Origin of the sequence: Actinokineospora bangkokensis (assembly GCF_001940455.1) — a bacterium.
In the GTDB taxonomy this organism is placed as follows: Bacteria; Actinomycetota; Actinomycetes; order Mycobacteriales; family Pseudonocardiaceae; genus Actinokineospora; species Actinokineospora bangkokensis.
The window spans coordinates 378,912-397,075 of sequence record NZ_MKQR01000026.1; the positions used below are offsets into that span (position 1 = coordinate 378,912).

At 70.9% G+C, this 18,164-nt stretch carries 15 protein-coding genes; 1 reads left to right on the top strand and 14 read right to left on the bottom strand.

Annotation, left to right across the window (positions count from 1 at the left end):
- Nucleotides 1–80: 80 nt before the first annotated feature.
- The 14 genes from rpoB to rplJ all read right to left on the bottom strand — a co-directional run bounded on the left by rpoB (nt 81) and on the right by rplJ (nt 17,030).
- A complete protein-coding gene (gene rpoB / locus BJP25_RS24390) occupies nt 81–3,584 on the bottom strand; it encodes a DNA-directed RNA polymerase subunit beta (RefSeq protein ID WP_075977319.1) in 3,504 nt (1,167 codons plus the stop codon).
- Between the two features lie 332 nt (nt 3,585–3,916).
- Entirely contained in the window at nt 3,917–5,095 is a 1,179-nt protein-coding gene (locus BJP25_RS24395; RefSeq protein WP_075977320.1) for a hypothetical protein, read from the bottom strand.
- Between the two features lie 49 nt (nt 5,096–5,144).
- On the bottom strand, nt 5,145–5,858 hold the full coding sequence (locus tag BJP25_RS24400) for a hypothetical protein (RefSeq protein WP_084794449.1): 714 nt from the start codon (nt 5,856–5,858) through the stop codon (nt 5,145–5,147).
- Nucleotides 5,859–5,936: 78 nt separating this feature from the next.
- Nucleotides 5,937–7,196: an MCE family protein gene (locus BJP25_RS24405; protein ID WP_075977321.1), complete on the bottom strand. Its 1,260-nt coding sequence runs from the start codon at nt 7,194–7,196 to the stop codon at nt 5,937–5,939.
- Nucleotides 7,196–8,464 (bottom strand): MCE family protein, encoded by a 1,269-nt coding sequence (locus BJP25_RS24410; RefSeq protein ID WP_075977322.1) that lies wholly within the window; start codon nt 8,462–8,464, stop codon nt 7,196–7,198. Before BJP25_RS24410 ends, BJP25_RS24405 begins: the two co-directional genes overlap by 1 nt.
- A complete protein-coding gene (locus BJP25_RS24415; RefSeq protein ID WP_075977323.1) occupies nt 8,464–9,663 on the bottom strand; it encodes an MCE family protein in 1,200 nt (399 codons plus the stop codon). Before BJP25_RS24415 ends, BJP25_RS24410 begins: the two co-directional genes overlap by 1 nt.
- Nucleotides 9,660–10,652, bottom strand: coding sequence for an MCE family protein (locus BJP25_RS24420; RefSeq protein WP_075977324.1), 993 nt, complete (start codon nt 10,650–10,652; stop codon nt 9,660–9,662). The genes BJP25_RS24415 and BJP25_RS24420 overlap by 4 nt, the downstream gene beginning before the upstream one ends.
- A gap of 5 nt (nt 10,653–10,657) precedes the next feature.
- A complete protein-coding gene (locus BJP25_RS24425; RefSeq protein WP_075977325.1) occupies nt 10,658–11,695 on the bottom strand; it encodes an MCE family protein in 1,038 nt (345 codons plus the stop codon).
- Nucleotides 11,692–13,041 (bottom strand): MCE family protein, encoded by a 1,350-nt coding sequence (locus BJP25_RS24430; protein ID WP_075977326.1) that lies wholly within the window; start codon nt 13,039–13,041, stop codon nt 11,692–11,694. The genes BJP25_RS24425 and BJP25_RS24430 overlap by 4 nt, the downstream gene beginning before the upstream one ends.
- Nucleotides 13,038–13,886, bottom strand: coding sequence for an MlaE family ABC transporter permease (locus BJP25_RS24435; RefSeq protein WP_075977327.1), 849 nt, complete (start codon nt 13,884–13,886; stop codon nt 13,038–13,040). Before BJP25_RS24435 ends, BJP25_RS24430 begins: the two co-directional genes overlap by 4 nt.
- Nucleotides 13,887–13,889: 3 nt before the next feature.
- Nucleotides 13,890–14,684, bottom strand: a complete 795-nt coding sequence (locus BJP25_RS24440) for an MlaE family ABC transporter permease (RefSeq protein ID WP_075977328.1) — start codon at nt 14,682–14,684, stop codon at nt 13,890–13,892.
- Nucleotides 14,681–15,823 (bottom strand): ABC transporter ATP-binding protein, encoded by a 1,143-nt coding sequence (locus BJP25_RS24445; RefSeq protein ID WP_075977329.1) that lies wholly within the window; start codon nt 15,821–15,823, stop codon nt 14,681–14,683. The genes BJP25_RS24440 and BJP25_RS24445 overlap by 4 nt, the downstream gene beginning before the upstream one ends.
- Before the next feature lie 217 nt (nt 15,824–16,040).
- A complete protein-coding gene (gene rplL / locus BJP25_RS24450) occupies nt 16,041–16,430 on the bottom strand; it encodes a 50S ribosomal protein L7/L12 (protein ID WP_075977330.1) in 390 nt (129 codons plus the stop codon).
- A gap of 63 nt (nt 16,431–16,493) precedes the next feature.
- The gene (gene rplJ / locus BJP25_RS24455; RefSeq protein ID WP_075977331.1) at nt 16,494–17,030 is read right to left on the bottom strand and encodes a 50S ribosomal protein L10; all 537 of its coding nucleotides are present in this window, start codon (nt 17,028–17,030) and stop codon (nt 16,494–16,496) included.
- Nucleotides 17,031–17,286: 256 nt separating this feature from the next.
- On the opposite strand from rplJ, the gene BJP25_RS24460 reads away from it, so the two are divergent.
- Complete coding sequence (locus BJP25_RS24460) at nt 17,287–18,135, top strand: hypothetical protein (RefSeq protein ID WP_075977332.1); 849 nt, start codon at nt 17,287–17,289, stop codon at nt 18,133–18,135.
- Nucleotides 18,136–18,164 lie beyond the last annotated feature (29 nt).

Genomic DNA, 18,164 nt, shown 5'->3' on the forward strand with positions numbered 1-18,164 from the left:
TCTTCTCCCCTTCTTGGTTACAGCTCAGATAAGAGGGCCAGCGGGCCGGGGGGCGGTGTGCCCGCCCCCCGGCGGCGAGGTCAGTTGACGACGTCGTCCACGGAGGGCGACTCGTTGCGGGAGAGGTTGATGCCCAGGTTCGCGGCGGCGCGCTCCAGGTCCTCGTCGTCCCCGTCGCGCATCTCGATCGCGGCACCGTCGCTGGAGAGGACCTCCACGTTCAGGCACAGCGACTGGAGCTCCTTGAGGAGCACCTTGAACGACTCCGGGATGCCCGGCTCGGGGATGTTCTCGCCCTTGACGATCGCCTCGTAGACCTTGACCCGGCCCAGGACGTCGTCGGACTTGATCGTCAGCAGCTCCTGCAGCGTGTAGGCCGCGCCGTAGGCCTGCATCGCCCAGCACTCCATCTCACCGAAGCGCTGGCCGCCGAACTGGGCCTTGCCGCCGAGCGGCTGCTGGGTGATCATCGAGTACGGGCCGGTCGAGCGGGCGTGGATCTTGTCGTCGACCAGGTGCAGCAGCTTGAGGATGTACATGTAGCCGACCGACACCGGGTACGGGAACGGCTCGCCGGAGCGCCCGTCGAACAGCTGCGCCTTGCCGTCCTCGCCGACCATGCGCTCGCCGTCGCGGTTGGGCCGGGTGGAGCCCAGCAGACCGGTCAGCTCGTTCTCGCGCACGCCGTCGAACACCGGGGTGGCGGTGTTGGTGTCGGGCTCGACGTCGTAGAGGTCCTCGGGCAGCAGCTGCGCCCACTCCGGCTTGCCCTCGATCTGCCAGCCCTGCTTGGCGATCCACCCGAGGTGGCTCTCCAGGATCTGGCCGATGTTCATCCGGCGGGGCACGCCGTGGGTGTTGAGGATGATGTCGATCGGGGTGCCGTCGGGCAGGAACGGCATGTCCTCCACGGGGAGGATCTTGCCGATGACGCCCTTGTTGCCGTGGCGGCCCGCGAGCTTGTCACCGTCCTGGATCTTGCGCTTCTGCGCCACGTAGACCCGGACCAGCTCGTTGACGCCCGGGGGCAGCTCGTCCTCGTCCTCGCGGGAGAACACCCGGATGCCGATGACCTTGCCGGTCTCGCCGTGCGGCACCTTCAGCGAGGTGTCGCGGACCTCGCGGGCCTTCTCGCCGAAGATCGCGCGCAGCAGCCGCTCCTCCGGGGTCAGCTCGGTCTCGCCCTTGGGCGTGACCTTGCCGACCAGGATGTCGCCCGCGCCGACCTCGGCGCCGATCCGGATGATGCCGCGCTCGTCGAGGTCGGCCAGCACCTCCTCGGAGACGTTCGGGATGTCCCGGGTGATCTCCTCGGCGCCCAGCTTCGTGTCGCGCGCGTCGATCTCGTGCTCGTCGATGTGGATCGAGGTGAGCACGTCGTCCTGCACGAGGCGCTGCGACAGGATGATCGCGTCCTCGTAGTTGTGGCCCTCCCACGGCATGATCGCCACGAGCAGGTTCTTGCCCAGGGCCATCTCGCCGTCCTCGATGCACGGCCCGTCCGCGATGACCTGCCCGACCTCGACCCGGTCGCCCTCGGAGACGATCGGCTTCTGGTTGATGCAGGTGCCCTGGTTGGAGCGGCGGAACTTGTGCAGCGCGTAGGTCTGGCGGGTGCCGTCGTCGGCCATCACGGTGATGAAGTCCGCGGACAGCTCCTCGATGACACCGGCCTTGGAGGCGGTGACCAGGTCGCCGCCGTCGACCGCGGCGCGCAGCTCCATCCCGGTGCCCACCAGCGGGGACTCCGAGCGCAGCAGCGGCACGGCCTGGCGCTGCATGTTCGCGCCCATCAGCGCGCGGTTGGCCGCGTCGTGCTCCAGGAACGGGATCATCGCGGTCGCGACCGAGACCATCTGCCGCGGCGAGACGTCCATGTAGTCGACGTCGAAGGGCTCGATGAACTCGACGTCGCCGCCCTTCTTGCGGACCAGCACGCGGTCCTCGGCGAAGTGGCCCTGGTCGTCGAGCGGCGCGTTCGCCTGGGCGATGACGTGCCGGTCCTCCTCGTCCGCGGTCAGGTAGTCGATCTGGTCGGTGACCTGGCCCTCGATGACCTTGCGGTACGGGGTCTCGATGAAGCCGAACGGGTTGACCCGCGCGTAGCTCGACAGCGACCCGATCAGGCCGATGTTCGGGCCCTCGGGGGTCTCGATCGGGCACATGCGGCCGTAGTGCGAGTGGTGGACGTCGCGGACCTCCATGCCCGCCCGCTCGCGGGACAGGCCGCCGGGGCCCAGCGCCGAGAGGCGGCGCTTGTGGGTCAGGCCCGCGATCGGGTTGGTCTGGTCCATGAACTGCGACAGCTGCGAGGTGCCGAAGAACTCCTTGATCGCCGCCACCACCGGGCGGATGTTGATCAGGGTCTGCGGGGTGATCGCCTCGACGTCCTGGGTGGTCATCCGCTCGCGGACGACGCGCTCCATGCGGGAGAGGCCGACGCGGATCTGGTTCTGGATCAGCTCGCCGACGGTGCGCAGGCGCCGGTTGCCGAAGTGGTCGATGTCGTCGACCTCGACCGGCACGACCACGGCGTCGTCACCGGTGCCCACGGTCATCTGGGTCTCGCCCGCGTGCAGGCGGACCAGGTACTCGATGGTGGTGACGATGTCGTCCTCGGTGAGGACCCCGGTGTTGGTGGGCAGCTGCAGGCCGAGCTTCTTGTTGGCCTTGTAGCGGCCGACCTTGGCCAGGTCGTAGCGCTTGTCCTTGAAGAACAGGTTCTCCAGCAGGGTCTGCGCGGACTCCTTCGTCGGCGGCTCGCCCGGGCGCAGCTTGCGGTAGATGTCCAGCAGCGCCTCGTCGGTGCCCGCCGTGTGGTCCTTCTCCAGGGTGGCCAGCAGCGTCTCGGAGAACGAGAAGCGCTCCCGGATCGCCTCGGTGGTCCAGCCCAGGGCCTTGAGCAGCACGGTCACCGGCTGGCGGCGCTTGCGGTCGATGCGCACGCCCACGGTGTCGCGCTTGTCGACGTCGAACTCCAGCCACGCGCCGCGGCTGGGGATGATGCGGACCGAGAAGACGTCCTTGTCGGTCGTCTTGTCGATCGAGGTGTCGAAGTACACGCCCGGCGACCGCACCAGCTGCGAGACCACGACGCGCTCGGTGCCGTTGATGATGAACGTGCCCTTGTTGGTCATGACCGGGAAGTCGCCCATGAACACCGTCTGGCTCTTGATCTCGCCGGTGGTGTTGTTGGTGAACTCCGCGGTGACGAACAGCGGCGCCGCGTAGGTCATGTCCTTGTCCTTGCACTCCTCGACCGAGGCCTTGACCTCGTCGAAGCGCGGGTCGGAGAAGGACAGCGACATGGAGCCGGAGAAGTCCTCGATCGGGGAGATCTCGTTGAGGACCTCTTCCAGGCCGCCGACCGGGTCGTCTTCGCCGGCGTCGACGCGGCGCTGGAACCACGCCTCGTTGCCGGTGAACCACTCGAACGACTGGATCTGCAGGTCCAGCAGGTTGGGCGTGCCCAGGGGCTCGCGGATCTTCGCGAACGAGACCCTGCGGGGGGCGCCCGGGATGCCCGAGTTCGACGGGGTGGAGTTGGTCGCAGCAGTGGCCTTGGTCGCGCGGGAGACTGCCAAGATGCGTCCTTCCAGGACTATGAGCGGTTGACAGCCGCGCTAGCAACAGTCAGCGTGGCTGTCAAGGGTGCCGTGGTGCCCAACATCCTAGCTCTCGGCAAAGGGCGTGCGGAAAGTGGGCAGCGCAAAGGGGCAGTCTAGCCACTAAAGGGGCGACTGTCGAGGCCCGCTGCTCACCACGGTTCTCCCAGCTCCGTCCTGCTGGGTAACAGGGTGACCTGGACCGGTCCGGGAGTCAAGATGCCACGCCATCAACACCACTTTTGCACCAGTGTGCCGCTACTCACCGCACACGGTCTGACCAGGGCAAACACCGCCCGGATCCGGACTGGTCAGCAGCCTGCGGCCTGCTGCTGGGCGGCCCCGGACTGGCCCAGGGTGTCGAAGGCAGTGATCTTCCAGACACCGCCGTCGAGGTGCGCCCGGACGGCCAGCTGCGCCCCGCCCGCGGAGGTGCCCGCCTGGGCCTGGCCGACGGTGGCGCCGCGGACGACGGTCTGGTCGACGAACACCAGCAGCTCCGCGTCGGACCCGCGCAGCGAGACCACGCCGACGTCGCGCACCTGCGAGGTCAGCTTGAGCTGCTGGGCCGGGGCGGCCTGCTGGACCTGGCCGAAGATCGCGTTGTAGTCGCACAGCGCGGCCTGGTCCAGGTTGGCCTTCACCGCCTCCTGGGTGGCGGCGAGGTTGGTGTAGTCGTAGGTGAACACCTTCTCGATGGCGGTGCGCACCTGGTTCTTCACCTGCTCGGTGGACGCCACGTCGGTGATCGCGGAGTTGTCGGTGTCGGCGCCGGTGGTCAGCGCGTCGGCCTTGACCTTGAACCAGAACGCCAGGCCCGCGGTGATCAGGGCGACCACGGCCAGCACGATCGCCAGGTTGAGGCCGGGGCGGGCGGGGGCGGTGCGGGTGGCGGGGGCCGGGCGGGCCGCCGGGCGCCTGCGGCCCCCGCGCGGCTCGTCGCCGACCAGGGTGCCGGTGGAGCGGCGCTTGCCCGCTGGCCTGCGCGCGGCGGGCCGCGGCCTGGGCTTGGGCGCGGCGGCGGGCGCCGCGACCTCGTCGTCCGCGTCGACCGAGTCCTCCGCGTCCTCCGCGTCGGCGTCGTCGGTGGTGGGGGCCTTGGACCCGGTGGTCTTGCTGGTCTTGGTGGTCTTCGCGGCGGCCGCGGCGGCGGCCTGCTCCACCTCGCGGGCGCGTCGGTCGGCGGCATCCTGCTCAGCAGCGGCCTCGGCGGCCTCCTGCTCGGCGGTGTCCTCGTCCTGGTCGGTGCTGGTGCCCACCACGCCGTCGCGCACCAGGTCAGCGCGGTCGTCGGCCGGGGCAGGTGCGGACGGCGCCTGCTCGACCGGCGCGGTGCCCGCCCGCTCGTCGGTGTCCTGCCCGACGCCGGTGTCCTGCGGGGTGCCCGCGTCGGCGGGGGTGCCGGGCCTGCGCAGGCCCGCGGCGCGACCGGTGCGGCGGAGGGGCTGCCCGGTGGGGAGGCTCGGGCGGCGGCGCGGCGGGGTGGTCACAGCGGGTCCTCTCGGCGGGCTACGCGGGGTGGTGCGGGGTGCGGCGGGGTCAGGTGCCCGGGTTGTAGGGCACCTGGGCGATGCCGTTGACCTTCCACCCGGTGTCCGTGCGCAGCAGGCTGGCCTGGTAGCGCCGGTACTCCGACTCCGGCGCCTTGCCGTCCACGGCCTTGGTCCAGGAGACCGCGGTCATGACCTGGGCGGTGCCCTCGTGGTCGTTGAGCGAGGTCACGGCCAGCTTGAGCACCTTCGCCGAGGTGGAGGTCCTGCCCTCGGCGATCTTGGCGTCGGCGCCCTTGCGGCCGTTGTGGATGTCGTTGTAGAGGTCGCCGGTGACGGCGGCCTCCCACTGGTCCAGGCTCTTGTCGGGGTCGCGGTAGTCGAGGGTGTTGAGGGTGACCACGGCGGCCTCGGCCACCCGGGAGACCTCGTCGCGGGTGCGGTCGAGGGCGAGGTCGTCGTCGTTGGCGGCGCTGATCCAGGAGATGCCGAACCACACCGCGGCCGCGGTCGTCACCACCGCCAGCGCGGCGGCCCCCAGCACCAGCCAGTTCGGCTTGCGCGCGGGAGCCGGGTCCGCGTCGTCCGCCTCAGCGTCGGCACCGTCGTCAGTCTGGTCGTCGGCACCGTCCGGGTCGTCGGCACCGGCGTGGTCGGCGGTGGGCGCCTCGTCGGCGGCCGTCGCGGCGCCGTCGCTGCCCGCGTCCCCGGCCGGGGTGTCGACCTGGTCGTCGGCGTCGGGGCGCTCGTCCTTACCGCTCATGGCGCTCCAGGGTAGAGGGTGGCCGGTGAGGGCCGTGTTTGACTCGCCGGTAACAAGCCCGGGGTCGTCCTGGCGGGCTCAGCCGATCCCGAGCAGGCCCGCGATGCTGGTCAGCGGGTTGCCCGCCGCCTGCGGGGCGGCCTGGCCCTGCAGCGCGGCCATCGCCGCCAGCTGCTCGGCCGAGCGGTCCCGGTTGGCGTCGATGTCGCCCTGGGTGGGCACCTCGGGGGTGCCGCCGAACGGGGCGTTCTGCGCACCGCGGACGTTGATCGGGCTGCCCAGCGGCTCGGCGCAGTAGGCCTTGTCGTTCTCCGGGATGGGGGTCAGCTCGTCGCCCGCGCGGCGCTCGGTGCCCTCGTAGCCCTTGGTGCACGGCGGCGGGTCGAACAGGTTCAGCGCCAGCCCGAGGTGGGCGGTGCCGTCGCCGGGGACCACGGACTTGGTGCCCGCGGCCAGCGCCGGGTAGACGACCAGCGCCAGCTCGATGCCGTTGTTGCGGGTGGAGAAGATGTTGGCCGTGGTCAGCAGGTTCGCGGTGACCACGCCCAGGCCCTGGCCCGACTCGCGCAGCAGGTCGGTGACGGCCTGGGCGGCGGCGGGCGTGGTGGCGATGAGCGTGCGCAGCTGCGGGTCCGAGGCCTTGAGCTGGGCGGTGACCTGGGCCAGCGAGTCGGCGAAGGACGTGATGTCGCCGGAGTTGGCGGCCTGGGTGTCCAGCACGACCTGGCCGTCCTGGATCAGCTTGATCGTCTGCGGCAGGTTGTCCTTGGCCGCCTGGGTGAACTCGCTGGCGGTGTCGAGCAGCACCTGCAGGTCCGGGCCGGTGCCGGTGAACGCCCGGTCCAGCTCGTCGACGACGGTGCGCAGCGAGTCGGTGGGCACCGAGGTGGCCAGGGCGTCCAGGTCGCGCAGGACGGTGTCGGTGCTGACCGGGGTCTTGGCGCGGTCGGCGGGGATCACCGTCCCCTCCTGGAGCACCGCGCCGCCGTCGTGGCGGGGGCGCAGGTCGACGAACTGCTCACCGACCGCCGACCGGTTGGCGACCACGGCGTCGAGGTCGGCGGGGATCGCCGGGGCCTCGGGGTCGATGTTGAGGTCGACGTCCATGCCCTGCCTGGTCAGGTGGATCTCGCCCACCCGGCCGACGTTGACGCCGCGGTAGGTGACCTCGGCGTTGGTGAAGATGCCGCCGGAGTCGACCAGCTGGAGGGTCACCCGGTAGCCGTTGGCGCCGAACACCCTGCCGATGTCGGTGAACCGGAACAGCGCGTAGACCACCGCGACCACGGCGATCACGACGAACGCGACGAGCTGCAGGCGGACCGTCTTCGTCAGCATCAGGCACCGCCCCCGGTCAGGACGTCGAACAGGCTGGGCAGGCCGCCGGAGCGCTGCCCGCCACCCTGCCCGGTGGACGTGGTGGCGCCGGGCAGCAGCCCCGGCGCGGTGGTCGCGGGCGGGGCCGCGGTGCCGCCGGTGGGCGCGGCGCCGGTGCCCGCGGTGGTCGGCGCCGCCGTGCCGCCCGCGGTGGGGGCCGTGGTGCCGCCGGTGATGCCCTCCAGGCCGGGGATCAGGCCCGCGAGCGGGTTCTGCCGGGACCGGCCCAGGTTCGCGACGATGTTGCCGAGGTCGAGGTCGATGTCGGCGTAGAGGTTGAAGTAGTCGCCCTTCACCCCGGCCAGCGCCGAGTCGGTGAACGGGAAGGTGAGCAGCAGCTCCAGCGACTTGGGCAGGTTGTTGCCCGCCTCCCCGAGCTTCTGCAGCGTGGGGGTGAGCGCCTTGAGGTCGGCGACCAGGTCCGCCTGGCTCTTGTTCACCGTGTCGATGGCGACCCCGGACAGCGACTGGAGGCTCTGGAGCATCGTGACCAGCTGGGTGCGCTGCTCGGTGAGCACCCGCAGGCCGGGCCCGAGGTTGTCGATGGCGCCCGCCAGCTGCTCCTTCTGGGCGTTGAGGGTCATCGACAGCCGGTTGACCCCGTCGAGGGCGCGGGTGATGTCGTCCTTGCCCGCGTCGAGGGTGGTGACCATGGCGTCGACGTTTTCCAGCAGCGCCCGCACGTCGGTCTCGCGGCCCTCGGTGGCCTTGTTGAGCTCCTGGGTGATGCTCTGCAGCTGCTCGACGCCGCCGCCGTTGAGCAGCAGCGACAGCGCGCCCAGGACCTCCTCGACCTCGGTGTTGCGGTTGGTGCGCGCCAGCGGGATGAGCGCGCCGTCGGCCAGCTCGCCCTCGGCCTGGGCACCGCGCGGGGGCGGGCTCAGCTCGATGTACTTCTCCCCCAGCAGGCTGGACTGGCGGACGTTGGCGAAGGCGTTGGCGGGCAGCCGCACGTCGGCGCGCACCAGCATGGTCACCTCGGCGGTCCAGCCGTCGGGGGCCAGGTCGATGGAGTCGACCCGGCCGACCGAGACCTCGTTGACCTTGACCGCGGACTGCGGCACCAGGTCGAGCACGTCGCGGAAGTCGGCCTTGACCTTGACCGGGCTGGGCCCGAGGTCGGCGCCGCCGGGCAGCGGCAGGTCGTAGATGCCGGTGAACCCGCAGCCGCTGACGGCGGTGGCCGCGGCCGCGAGGACGGCGGCCAGGGTGGTCTTCGCGCGCACCATCAGTTGCCCCCCGTCGAGGCGCCGAACGCCTGCCCCGCCAGCGGCAGGGGCAGGGTGGGCAGCTTGCCGCTGCGCAGCGACTCCAGCACCTGCGCCGGGGTGGGCAGCGGGACCAGCCCGTTGACGATCGGCGCGAGCTGGGTGCACACGTCCCCGAGGGTGCTGGGCAGGTTCTGCGGGGTGCCCTGCTTGACCAGGTTGCACAGGGTCACGATCACCGGCTGGGTCAGCTCGTTGATGTTGGCCCGCGCGTCCAGGGTGCCGGAGGCGGCGTTGTAGCTGTTGAGCACGTTGCTCAGGGCCAGCGGGGCGATGTCCAGCGACTCGGCGAGGGCGGCGCGCTGGTCGGTGAGCACCTGGGTCACCGAGGCGAGCTTGCCGACGTTGGAGCGGATGCGCCCGCGGTTGTCGTTGATGAACTGCTGCACGGCGCCGAGCGCCTGCCCGAGCTGGTCCACCGAGGCGGAGATGTTGCCCTTCTCCGAGGCCAGGAAGGTCGTCACCTGGGCCAACTGCTGCTGGAAGCGGTTCACCTGGTCGTCGCTGGCGGCCAGGTTGGAGGTGAACTCCTGCAGGTTGGTGATGGTGGCGAACAGGTCGTCGGAGTTGCCCGACAGCGTGCTGGAGAGCTGCCCGAGCTGGCTGACCGTGTCGTTGATCAGCTGGCCGTTGCCGTCGAGGTTCTTCGCCGCGGTGTTAAGCAGGTCGGACAGGGCGCCGTTCTTGTTGGCCCCGTTCGGGCCGAGGGTCTGGGCGACCCGGGTGAGGCTGGCGTAGAGGTCGTCGACCTCCAGCGGGGTGCCGGTGCGCTCGTTGGGGATCACCGCGCCGGTGGCCATGACCGCGCCGCCGGTGTAGGCGGGGACGAGCTGGACGTAGCGGTCGGAGACCAGCGACGGCGCCACGATCAGCGCCTGGGCGTCGGCGGGGACCTCGACCGAGCGGTCGACGAGCACCTGCACCTCGACCAGGTCGCCGCGCGGGGTGATCTTGTCGACGTGCCCGACCTTGACCCCGAGCACCCGCACGTCGTTGTCCTCGTAGAGGCCGACGACGCCGGTGAACATCGCGGTGTAGCGCTTCTCGTTCGGCTCGCGCAGCAGCCACCACAGGGCGGCGGCCACCACCAGGCCCAGCACGCAGGCGATGACGACGGTCCGGGACAGGTCCCGGCGGAACTTGCTGGCGAAGGTGCTCATCCGGCGTCCCCCAGGCAGCCCTTGCTGTTGAGCGGGCCCAGCGCCGGGGGCAGCAGGCCGCAGATGTAGGAGTCGAACCAGCGCCCGTTGCCGATGACGTTGGTGAACTGGCGGACGAACGGCGCGAACTTGGCGATGCCCTCGGCCAGCGAGGTCTGGTTGCGCTGGAGCATGGCGGTGAGCTGGTCGAGCTTGGTCAGCACCGGCCCGAGCTGCCCCTGGTTGTCCGAGACCAGCCCGAGCAGCTCCCGCGACAGCGACTGGGTGCCGGTGAGCAGCGCGTCGATGGCCCGCTTGCGGGCGTCGAGCTCGGCCAGCAGCAGGTTGCCGTCCTGGAGGAGCTTGGTGATCTCGGCGTCCCGGTCCGCCAGCGTCCGGGTGATCTGCCGGGTGCCGTCGAGCAGGCTCGCCAGCTGCTGGTCGCGCGAGGAGATCGTGCGCGAGAGCGATTGCAGGCCGGTGAGCGCGCCGCGGACGTCGGCCGGGGTGTCGGCGAAGGTCTGCGAGATCACCTCGAAGCTCTGCGCGAGCTGGGTCGTGTTGATCTCGTTGGTGGTCTCGGCCAGGCCGCGGAAGGCCTCCAGCACGTCGTAGGGGGCGGTGGTGCGCGCCCGCGGGATGCGGGTGCCCGGGTCCAGCACGGCCTGCCCGTCGGGCTCCAGGGACAGGAACTTCTGCCCGAGCAGGGTCTTGATCTTGATGTCGGCCCGGGTGCGGTCGCCCAGCCAGGCGTCCTTGACCTTGAAGTTGACCACCACGTCGGCGTGGTCGAGTTCGACGGACTCGACCTTGCCCACCTTGATCCCCGCGATGCGCACCTCGTCGTCGGGCTGGATGCCCGCGGCCTCGGAGAACGCGGCGCTGTAGGTGGTGCCGCCGCCGATCACCGGCAGGTCGTCGGAGTAGACCGCGGCGACCATCACCAGGCCGATGGTCAGGACGCTGACCAGCCCGATCGGGATCGGGTTGCGCGAGCGGAAGGGCTTCATCGGGCTCATGCGGTCACGCACCTCGGCTGGTTCGCGGGCAGCAGCGGGAGGCTGATCGGCTGCTCGACGAGCCCCGGCACGCCCACCTGGCCGGTGGCCGAGCACAGGAAGAAGTTGAACCAGGACCCGTAGCCGACCGTGCGGCTCAGCGTCGCGGTCTTCTCCGGCAGGAACTGGATGAACCGCTCCACGGTGGGCTCGTTGGCGTTGAGGTTGTCCACCAGCCCGCCCAGGGCGGCGATGTCGTCGCGCAGCGGCTGGCGGGCCTCGGTGAGCAGGCCGGTGGTCGTGGTGGCCAGCCCGCCCAGGGACTCGATGGCGTCGCCGATGGGTTTGCGGTCCTGGGCCAGGCCGCTGACCAGCTGCTGCACCTGCGCCACCAGCTGGCCGAGCTGGTCGCCGCGGGCGTTGACGGTGGTCAGCACGCCGTTGAGGTTGTCGATGACCTGCCCGATCACCTGGTCCTTGTTGGCGATGGTGGTGGTCAGCGACGCGGTGTGGGCGAGCAGGTTCTGCACGGTGCCGCCCTCGCCCTGCAGGACCTGGATGACCTCGTAGGACAGCTTGTTGACGTCGTCGGGGGACAGCGCCTGGAACAGCGGCTTGAAGCCGTTGAACAGCTGGGTCAGGTCCAGGGCGGGCTTGGTCTGCTCGACCGGGATGGTGCCGCCGGGCTCCAGCACGGCGTTGGTGTCGCCGCCCGCCCCCTGGGCGAGGCTGATGTAGCGCTGGCCGACGAGGTTGCGGAACTTGATGGTCGCGGTCACCGAGGCGGGCAGCGTGCGGCCCGAGGCCACCGAGAAGCTGACCTGGGCCTGCTTGCGGTCGGCGATCTCGACCTTCTCCACCTGACCGACCCGCACGCCCGCGATGCGCACGTCGTCGCCGGGCAGCAGCTGCGTGGCGTCGGTGAACCGGGCGCTGTAGGTGTCGGTGTCGGACAGGTCGACGTTGGCGATGCTCAGCGCGAGCACGGCGGTGGCGCCGACGGTGACCACCATGAAGACGGCCAGCTTGACCAGCGGTGCGACGAGGCTCCTCACTGCACGCTCACCTCCGCGCCCCGGTACAGCGGTCCGACCAGCAGCGACGACCAGTCCGGGACCTGGCCCGCGGGCACGCCCAGCTGCCCGGAGAGCAGCTGGCCCAGGAACTCCCGCTCACCCGGGGAGTTGGGCAGGCTGTCGGCGGCGGGGGTGGTGGTGGCGGCGGCCGACTGCGGGGTGGTGATCACACCCACGCTGGGGTCGAGGCCGTCCGCCTGGCTGCGCGCGGCGGGCTTGGCCGCGCTGCCGTCCTGGATCTTGCCGTCCGGCGGGTTCTGCGGGAACGGGTCCGGCCGGGGGGTCAGGTCGTAGCAGCGGGGGCCGCGGTCGTCGTCGTAGCGCGGGGTGTCCACGCCGGGCTCGTACTTGCCCCGGTTCACCGTGACCTCGATGGTGGCGTGCAGGCCGGGCTGGTTCGTGCCCTTGCCGAAGGCCTTGTCGAGCAGGTCGACGTTCTCGGCCATGAGCTTGAGCAGGCAGGGGTACTCGGGGGCGTAGCGGGCCAGGGTCTCCAGCGTCGGCCGGGACTTGTCGGCCAGCTGGATGATGTTGTCCTGGTTGATCCGGAGGAAGGTCTCCAGGTCGCGCGAGGCGGTGGTGGTCGTGGCGAACAGCGTCGCCAGCTCGGCGCGCTGGTCGGCGATCGTCTGCGAGGTGACCGTGAGGTCCGACAGCGCCTGCACCAGGTCGGGCGCGGCGTCGGCGTAGGTGTCCGCGACCGTGGCCAGCTGGGCCAGGTCCGCGCGCAGCTGCGGCAGGTGCGGGTTGAGCTCACCGACCAGCGAGCCCAGGTCGGACAGGGTCTGCCCGAGCTGGTCGCCGCGGCCCTTGAGCGCGGTGGAGATGGCGGTCAGCGTGCTCGACAGCTTCTCCGGCTGCACCGCCTGGAGCACCGGGAGCAGGCTGTCGAACGCCTGCTGGAGCTCGACCGCGCGCACCGAGGTGTCCTGCGGGATGGTGTCGCCCGCCCTGAGCGGTTCCGGCGCGGGGTCGTCGGGGATCTGCAGGGCGACGTACCGCTCGCCGAACAGGGTCTTGGGCAGGAACCGGGCGGAGACGTTGGCCGGGATGATGTCGATCTTGTCCGGCTCGATCGCCAGGTCCAGCTCGGCGCCGTTCGCGGTCGGGGTGATGCCCCGGACCTCCCCGACGATGAGCCCGCGCACCTTGACGTCGGAGTGCACCGCGAGCTGGTTGCCCACCTCGTCGGTGGTCAGCGACACCGAGGCCACGGTGGTGAACGCCTTGTTGTACATCGCGATGCTCAGCGCCACCAGCGCCGCCACCACGACGATGAACGACAGCCCGGCGAGCCGCCTGCGAATGACTTTCCCGAGGCTCATCCGGCGATCCTCACCGTCGTGGTCGTGCCCCAGATGGCGAAGCCGATGAAGAAGTTGACGATCGCGACGGTGACGATCGTGGTGCGCACCGCGCGGCCCACGGCCACCCCGACCCCCGCCGGGCCGCCGCTGGCGGTGTAGCCGTAGTAGCAGTGCGACAGGATGATGATCACGGCGAAGATCAGCACCTTGCCGAACGACCAGAACACGTCACCCGGTGGCAGGAAAAGGTTGAAGTAGTGGTCGTAGGTGCCCGAGGACTGCCCGTAGGCGTAGACCACGATCGATCGGGACGCCAGGTACGAGGTCAGCAGCCCGATGATGTAGAGCGGGATGACCGCGATGAACCCGGCGATGATCCGCGTGGTCACCAGGAACGGCAGGCTGGGGACGGCCATGACCTCCAGCGCGTCGATCTCCTCGGAGATGCGCATCGCGCCCAGCTGCGCGGTGAAGCCCGACCCCACCGTCGCCGACAGCGCCAGCCCGGCGATCAGCGGCGCGATCTCGCGGGTGTTGATGTAGGCGGAGGTGAACCCGGAGAACGCCGCGGTGCCGATCTGCTCCAGCGCCGAGTAGCCCTGGATGCCGACCACGACGCCGGTGAACACCGTCAGCCCGACCATCACCCCGACCGTGCCGCCGATGACCGCCAGCGCGCCGGAGCCGAAGCTCACCTCGGCCAGCAGCCGCATCACCTCGCGGGTGTAGCGGCGCAGCGCGCGCGGGATCCACAGGATGGCGCGCACGTAGAACGACATCTGGTCGCCCAGGTCGTCGAGCGTGCGCACCGGCCCGTCGTAGGCCTTGCGGGCGACCCGCTTCGCCGAGTCGGCGATGGCCATGGCTCAGCTCCCCTTCGCCGGGACGACCTGGAGGTAGACCGCGGTCAGCACGAAGTTCACGAAGAACAGCAGCAGGAACGTGATGACGACCGACTGGTTCACCGCGTCCCCGACGCCCTTGGGGCCGCCCTTGGGGTTGAGCCCCCGGTAGGCGGCCACGACCCCGGCGATGAAGCCGAAGATCAGCGCCTTGAGCTCGCTGATCCACAGGTCCGGCAGCTGCGCCAGGGCGGAGAAGCTGGCCAGGTACGCCCCCGGCGTCCCGCCCTGGAGCACCACGTTGAAGAAGTAGCCGCCCATCACCCCGACCACGCTGACCAGGCCGTTGAGCAGCACCGCGACCAGCATCGACGCGAGCACCCTGGGCACCACCAGCCGCTGCACCGCCGAGACGCCGAGCACCTCCATGGCGTCGATCTCCTCGCGGATGGTGCGCGAGCCGATGTCGGCGCAGATGGCCGACCCGCCCGCGCCCGCCACCAGCAGGGCGGTGACCAGCGGCGCGGCCTGCTGGATGATCGCCAGCACCGAGGCGGCGCCGGTGAACGACTGCGCGCCCAGCTGCACGATCAGCGTGCCCAGCTGCAGGGCGATGATCGCGCCGAACGGGATCGCGACCAGGGCCGTCGGCAGGATGGTGACGCTGGCGATGAACCAGCACTGCTGGATGAACTCGCGCAGCTGGAAGGGCCGCTTGAAGGTCAGGACGATGACGTCGATGCCCAGCGCGCAGAGCCTGCCGGTCTCGCGCAGCGCCCCCGCCCCGAAGAAGTCGCCCCGGGCGACCCGGCTGCTCACGGGCGCCCGCCGCCGACCCGCGGGATCTCCTGCGTGGAGCTCATGTCGCCGGGGTACCCGGCACGGGGGTGCGGGGCCGGGCGGCCACCCGCGTGGGTGACGGCTGCCTGGGCGCCGGACCGCGCGCCGTGGCCGCCGAGGCCGTAGCGCGCCCGGTCCTCGTCGGTCAGCGACTCGACGATGCCCTGCTGGGCGGCCTGCGGGAGGGTGTGCAGGATCTGCATGACCCGGTCCTTGCGGCGGCGCACGGCCTGCCGCTCGGGCAACCCGGGGGTGGGCACCAGCTGGGGGACGATGCCGCGCAGGTCCTCGCCCACGGTGCCGTCGGAGTGCCCGGCGTCCAGGTGCGCCTGCTCCTGGGCCATCTGCGCGGCGTCCTTCTCCTCGGACATGCCGATCGGCCCGATCCGGCGGCCGTTGAGGAACTGCTCGACCACCGGCTCCTCCGAGGTCAGCAGCACCTCGCGGGGGCCGAACATGACCAGCTCCTTGCGGAAGAGCATGCCCAGGTTGTCCGGCACCGTGCGGGCCAGGTTGATGTTGTGGGTGACGATGAGGATCGTCGCGTCGATCTGGGCGTTGAGGTCGATGAGCAGCTGCGAGAGGTAGGCGGTGCGCACCGGGTCGAGGCCGGAGTCCGGCTCGTCGCAGAGGATGATCTCGGGGTCGAGCACCAGCGCCCTGGCCAGGCCGGCGCGCTTGCGCATGCCGCCGGAGATCTCGCCGGGCAGCTTGCCCTCGGCGCCCTGCAGGCCGGTGAGCTCCAGCTTCTCCAGGACGATCCGCTTGATCTCGGCCTCGGACTTCTTGGTGTGCTCGCGCAGCGGGAAGGCCACGTTGTCGAACAGGTTCATCGACCCGAACAGCGCGCCGTCCTGGAACAGCACCCCGAACAGCTTGCGGACCTCGTAGAGCTTGGCCTCCGAGCAGGTCACGATGTCCACGCCGTTGATCACGCAGCTGCCCCGGTCCGGCTTGAGCAGGCCGATCATCGACTTGAGGAAGACCGACTTGCCGGTGCCCGACGGGCCGAGCATCACCGAGACCTCGCCCGGCGGGAGCGTCAGCGTCACGTCCCGCCAGATGGCCTGCTTGCCGAAGGACTTCGTCAGCCCCTCGATGACCACCTCGGCGCCCATCGGACCTCCCGACCTGTGCTCCGCCGCCCCGACCGCCCTGCCGGGAACCGCGTCAGTGGATGCAACGACGGCGACCCACCCGGGTTATGGGCAAGTTACTGCCGAGTTGGAAAAATACTCGGACAGCTCTCGCGGCGCTCACCGGGGTTGTGCACGTGCGCGCAAAAGGGCCCGGTACCTCGACGGTACCGGGCCCTTCGCGCAGTCGCGGAGCAGGTTACTTGACGGTGACCTTGGCGCCCGCGGCCTCGAGCTTCTCCTTGGCGGCGTCCGCGGCCTCCTTGTTGACCTTCTCCAGGAGGGCCTTGGGAGCGGCCTCGACCAGCTCCTTGGCCTCCTTCAGGCCCAGGCCCGAGACGACCTCGCGGACGACCTTGATGACCTGGATCTTCTTGTCACCGGCGGCCTCGATGATGACGTCGAACTCGTCCTGCTCCTCGGCGGCCTCGGCCGGGGCGGCACCCGGCGCGGCGGCGGCCACGGCGGCGACCGGCGCGGCGGCGGTGACCTCGAAGACCTCCTCGAACTGCTTCACGAACGCCGACAGCTCCAGGAGGGTCATCTCCTTGAAGACGTCGATGAGCTCGTCGTTGCTGAGCTTCGCCATGGTGGCGGTCCTTTCGCTAGCACACCCGGTCGAACGGGCGCGGTGTACTTACCGGGTGGTGGTTCAGCTCTCGGCAGGCTCGCCCGCGGCGGCCTTCTTGTCCTGCAGGGCGGCGGCCAGGCGCGCGACCTGCGAGGCGGGGGCGTTGAACAGGCCTGCGGCCTTGGCCATGTTGCCCTTCATCGCACCGGCCAGCTTCGCGAGCAGGACCTCGCGGCTGTCCAGGTCGGCGATGGCGGTGACCTCGTCCACGGACAGCGCCTTGCCGTCCATGTAGCCGCCCTTGACGACCAGGCCCTTGTTGTCCTTCGCGAAGTCGCGCAGGGCCTTGGCCGCCTCGACCGGCTCGCCGGTGACGAACGCGATGGCGGTCGGGCCGACGAACAGGCTGTCGAGGCCCTCCACGCCCGCGTCCGCGGCGGCGCGCTGGACGAGGGTGTTCTTGGCGACGCGGTAGGACGTGCCGGTGCCGAGAGCGCGCCGCAGCGTGGTGATCTGCGCCACGGTGAGGCCGCTGTACTCGGTGACGACGGCGGCCGAGCTGGTGCGGAACCGGTCCGCGATCTCGGCGACCGCGGAGACCTTGTCGGGCTTCGCCATGGTTGCCTCCTCTCGTGTGCGTGGTGACGCCGGCACGCGAGAGCCCAGCAACGACGAAGCGCCCCGGCGCAGAGCGGCACGGGGCGCACGAGACAGGAAGCTCAGCAGACCACGTTCCCCTGCGCGGGCCGCCCGTGTCACGGGGCCTTCGTCCGTTGCGACCCCGGGGGGGGCAGCGCGGGAAACCAGCGGTCTTCGGTAGAACCGGTGACGAGAGTACGCCCCCGCCGGTCGACTCTCCAAATCGGGTCACGGCATGATGGTCGACGTGGCCGACAACCAGCGCCCCGAGGACCCCGAGCAGCGCCCGGAGCAGTCCCGACCCCCGGCGCTGCGCCCGCCCACGCCGCCCGCCGCGCCCCCCGCCCAGCCCCCGCTGCCCGGCACGCCCGTCCCGCCCCCGACCCCGGTGGGCCCGGACGAGCAGGAGCGCTGGCGGCAGTTCCAGGAGTTCCAGCGCTTCCAGGAGTGGCAGCGCTCGTCGCAGTTCGGCACCCCGGACGCCGGGCCCACCGAGGACCGGCCCCCGCGCAAGGGCAAGCCGCTGTGGCGCAGGGTCCTGCTGTCCAAGTGGTCGCGCCGGGTCCTCTACCTGCTGGTCGTGGTGCTGGTGCTCAACTGGGCCTACCAGCACTACTTCGGCGGCCCGGACGAGAACCTGCCCGCCTCGGTGACCGGCGGCGGCAAGACCGAGCGCAACAAGGTCTTCGAGTTCAGCGGCGAGGAAGCGGTCCGCAAGGTCTACAACGACATCGCCCAGGACCTGTCCCGCAACGCCTGCGACCGGTTCGCCACGGCCGAGGTGGAGCAGAGCTTCGCCGACCACTTCAACGCCCCCGACTGCGAGACGGCCGTGCACCGCCTGCACGCCCAGATCCCCAAGCGGACCGGCGCGGTGAACACCTTCGCCGAGGCGTCCTTCCTCAAGGTCGACCGGGACACCTCGGCCCAGCCCGACCCGGACGCCCAGGTGTTCAGCGGGTGCGGGCTCGACACCGGCACCGGTCCCCGCCTCGGCCAGTTCACCGCCGAGAAGATCGCGGGCTCCGCGGGCGGGCAGTGGATCATCACCGCGCACTCCCGCGAGACCTGCCCGACCTCCTGACCCGCCCCCGGACGCCGAACGGGCGGCCC

What these genes read in the sequence shown, in the direction of transcription:
- BJP25_RS24435 (WP_075977327.1), bottom strand. Translation starts at nt 13,886, where the DNA reads ATGGCCATCGCCGACTCGGCGAAGCGGGTCGCCCGCAAGGCCTACGAC.
- BJP25_RS24460 (WP_075977332.1), top strand. Translation starts at nt 17,287, where the DNA reads ATGATGGTCGACGTGGCCGACAACCAGCGCCCCGAGGACCCCGAGCAG.
- BJP25_RS24420 (WP_075977324.1), bottom strand. Translation starts at nt 10,652, where the DNA reads ATGAAGCCCTTCCGCTCGCGCAACCCGATCCCGATCGGGCTGGTCAGC.
- BJP25_RS24400 (WP_084794449.1), bottom strand. Translation starts at nt 5,858, where the DNA reads ATGAGCGGTAAGGACGAGCGCCCCGACGCCGACGACCAGGTCGACACC.
- BJP25_RS24410 (WP_075977322.1), bottom strand. Translation starts at nt 8,464, where the DNA reads ATGGTGCGCGCGAAGACCACCCTGGCCGCCGTCCTCGCGGCCGCGGCC.
- rplL (WP_075977330.1), bottom strand. Translation starts at nt 16,430, where the DNA reads ATGGCGAAGCTCAGCAACGACGAGCTCATCGACGTCTTCAAGGAGATG.
- rplJ (WP_075977331.1), bottom strand. Translation starts at nt 17,030, where the DNA reads ATGGCGAAGCCCGACAAGGTCTCCGCGGTCGCCGAGATCGCGGACCGG.
- BJP25_RS24415 (WP_075977323.1), bottom strand. Translation starts at nt 9,663, where the DNA reads ATGAGCACCTTCGCCAGCAAGTTCCGCCGGGACCTGTCCCGGACCGTC.
- BJP25_RS24445 (WP_075977329.1), bottom strand. Translation starts at nt 15,823, where the DNA reads ATGGGCGCCGAGGTGGTCATCGAGGGGCTGACGAAGTCCTTCGGCAAG.
- BJP25_RS24405 (WP_075977321.1), bottom strand. Translation starts at nt 7,196, where the DNA reads ATGCTGACGAAGACGGTCCGCCTGCAGCTCGTCGCGTTCGTCGTGATC.
- BJP25_RS24430 (WP_075977326.1), bottom strand. Translation starts at nt 13,041, where the DNA reads ATGAGCCTCGGGAAAGTCATTCGCAGGCGGCTCGCCGGGCTGTCGTTC.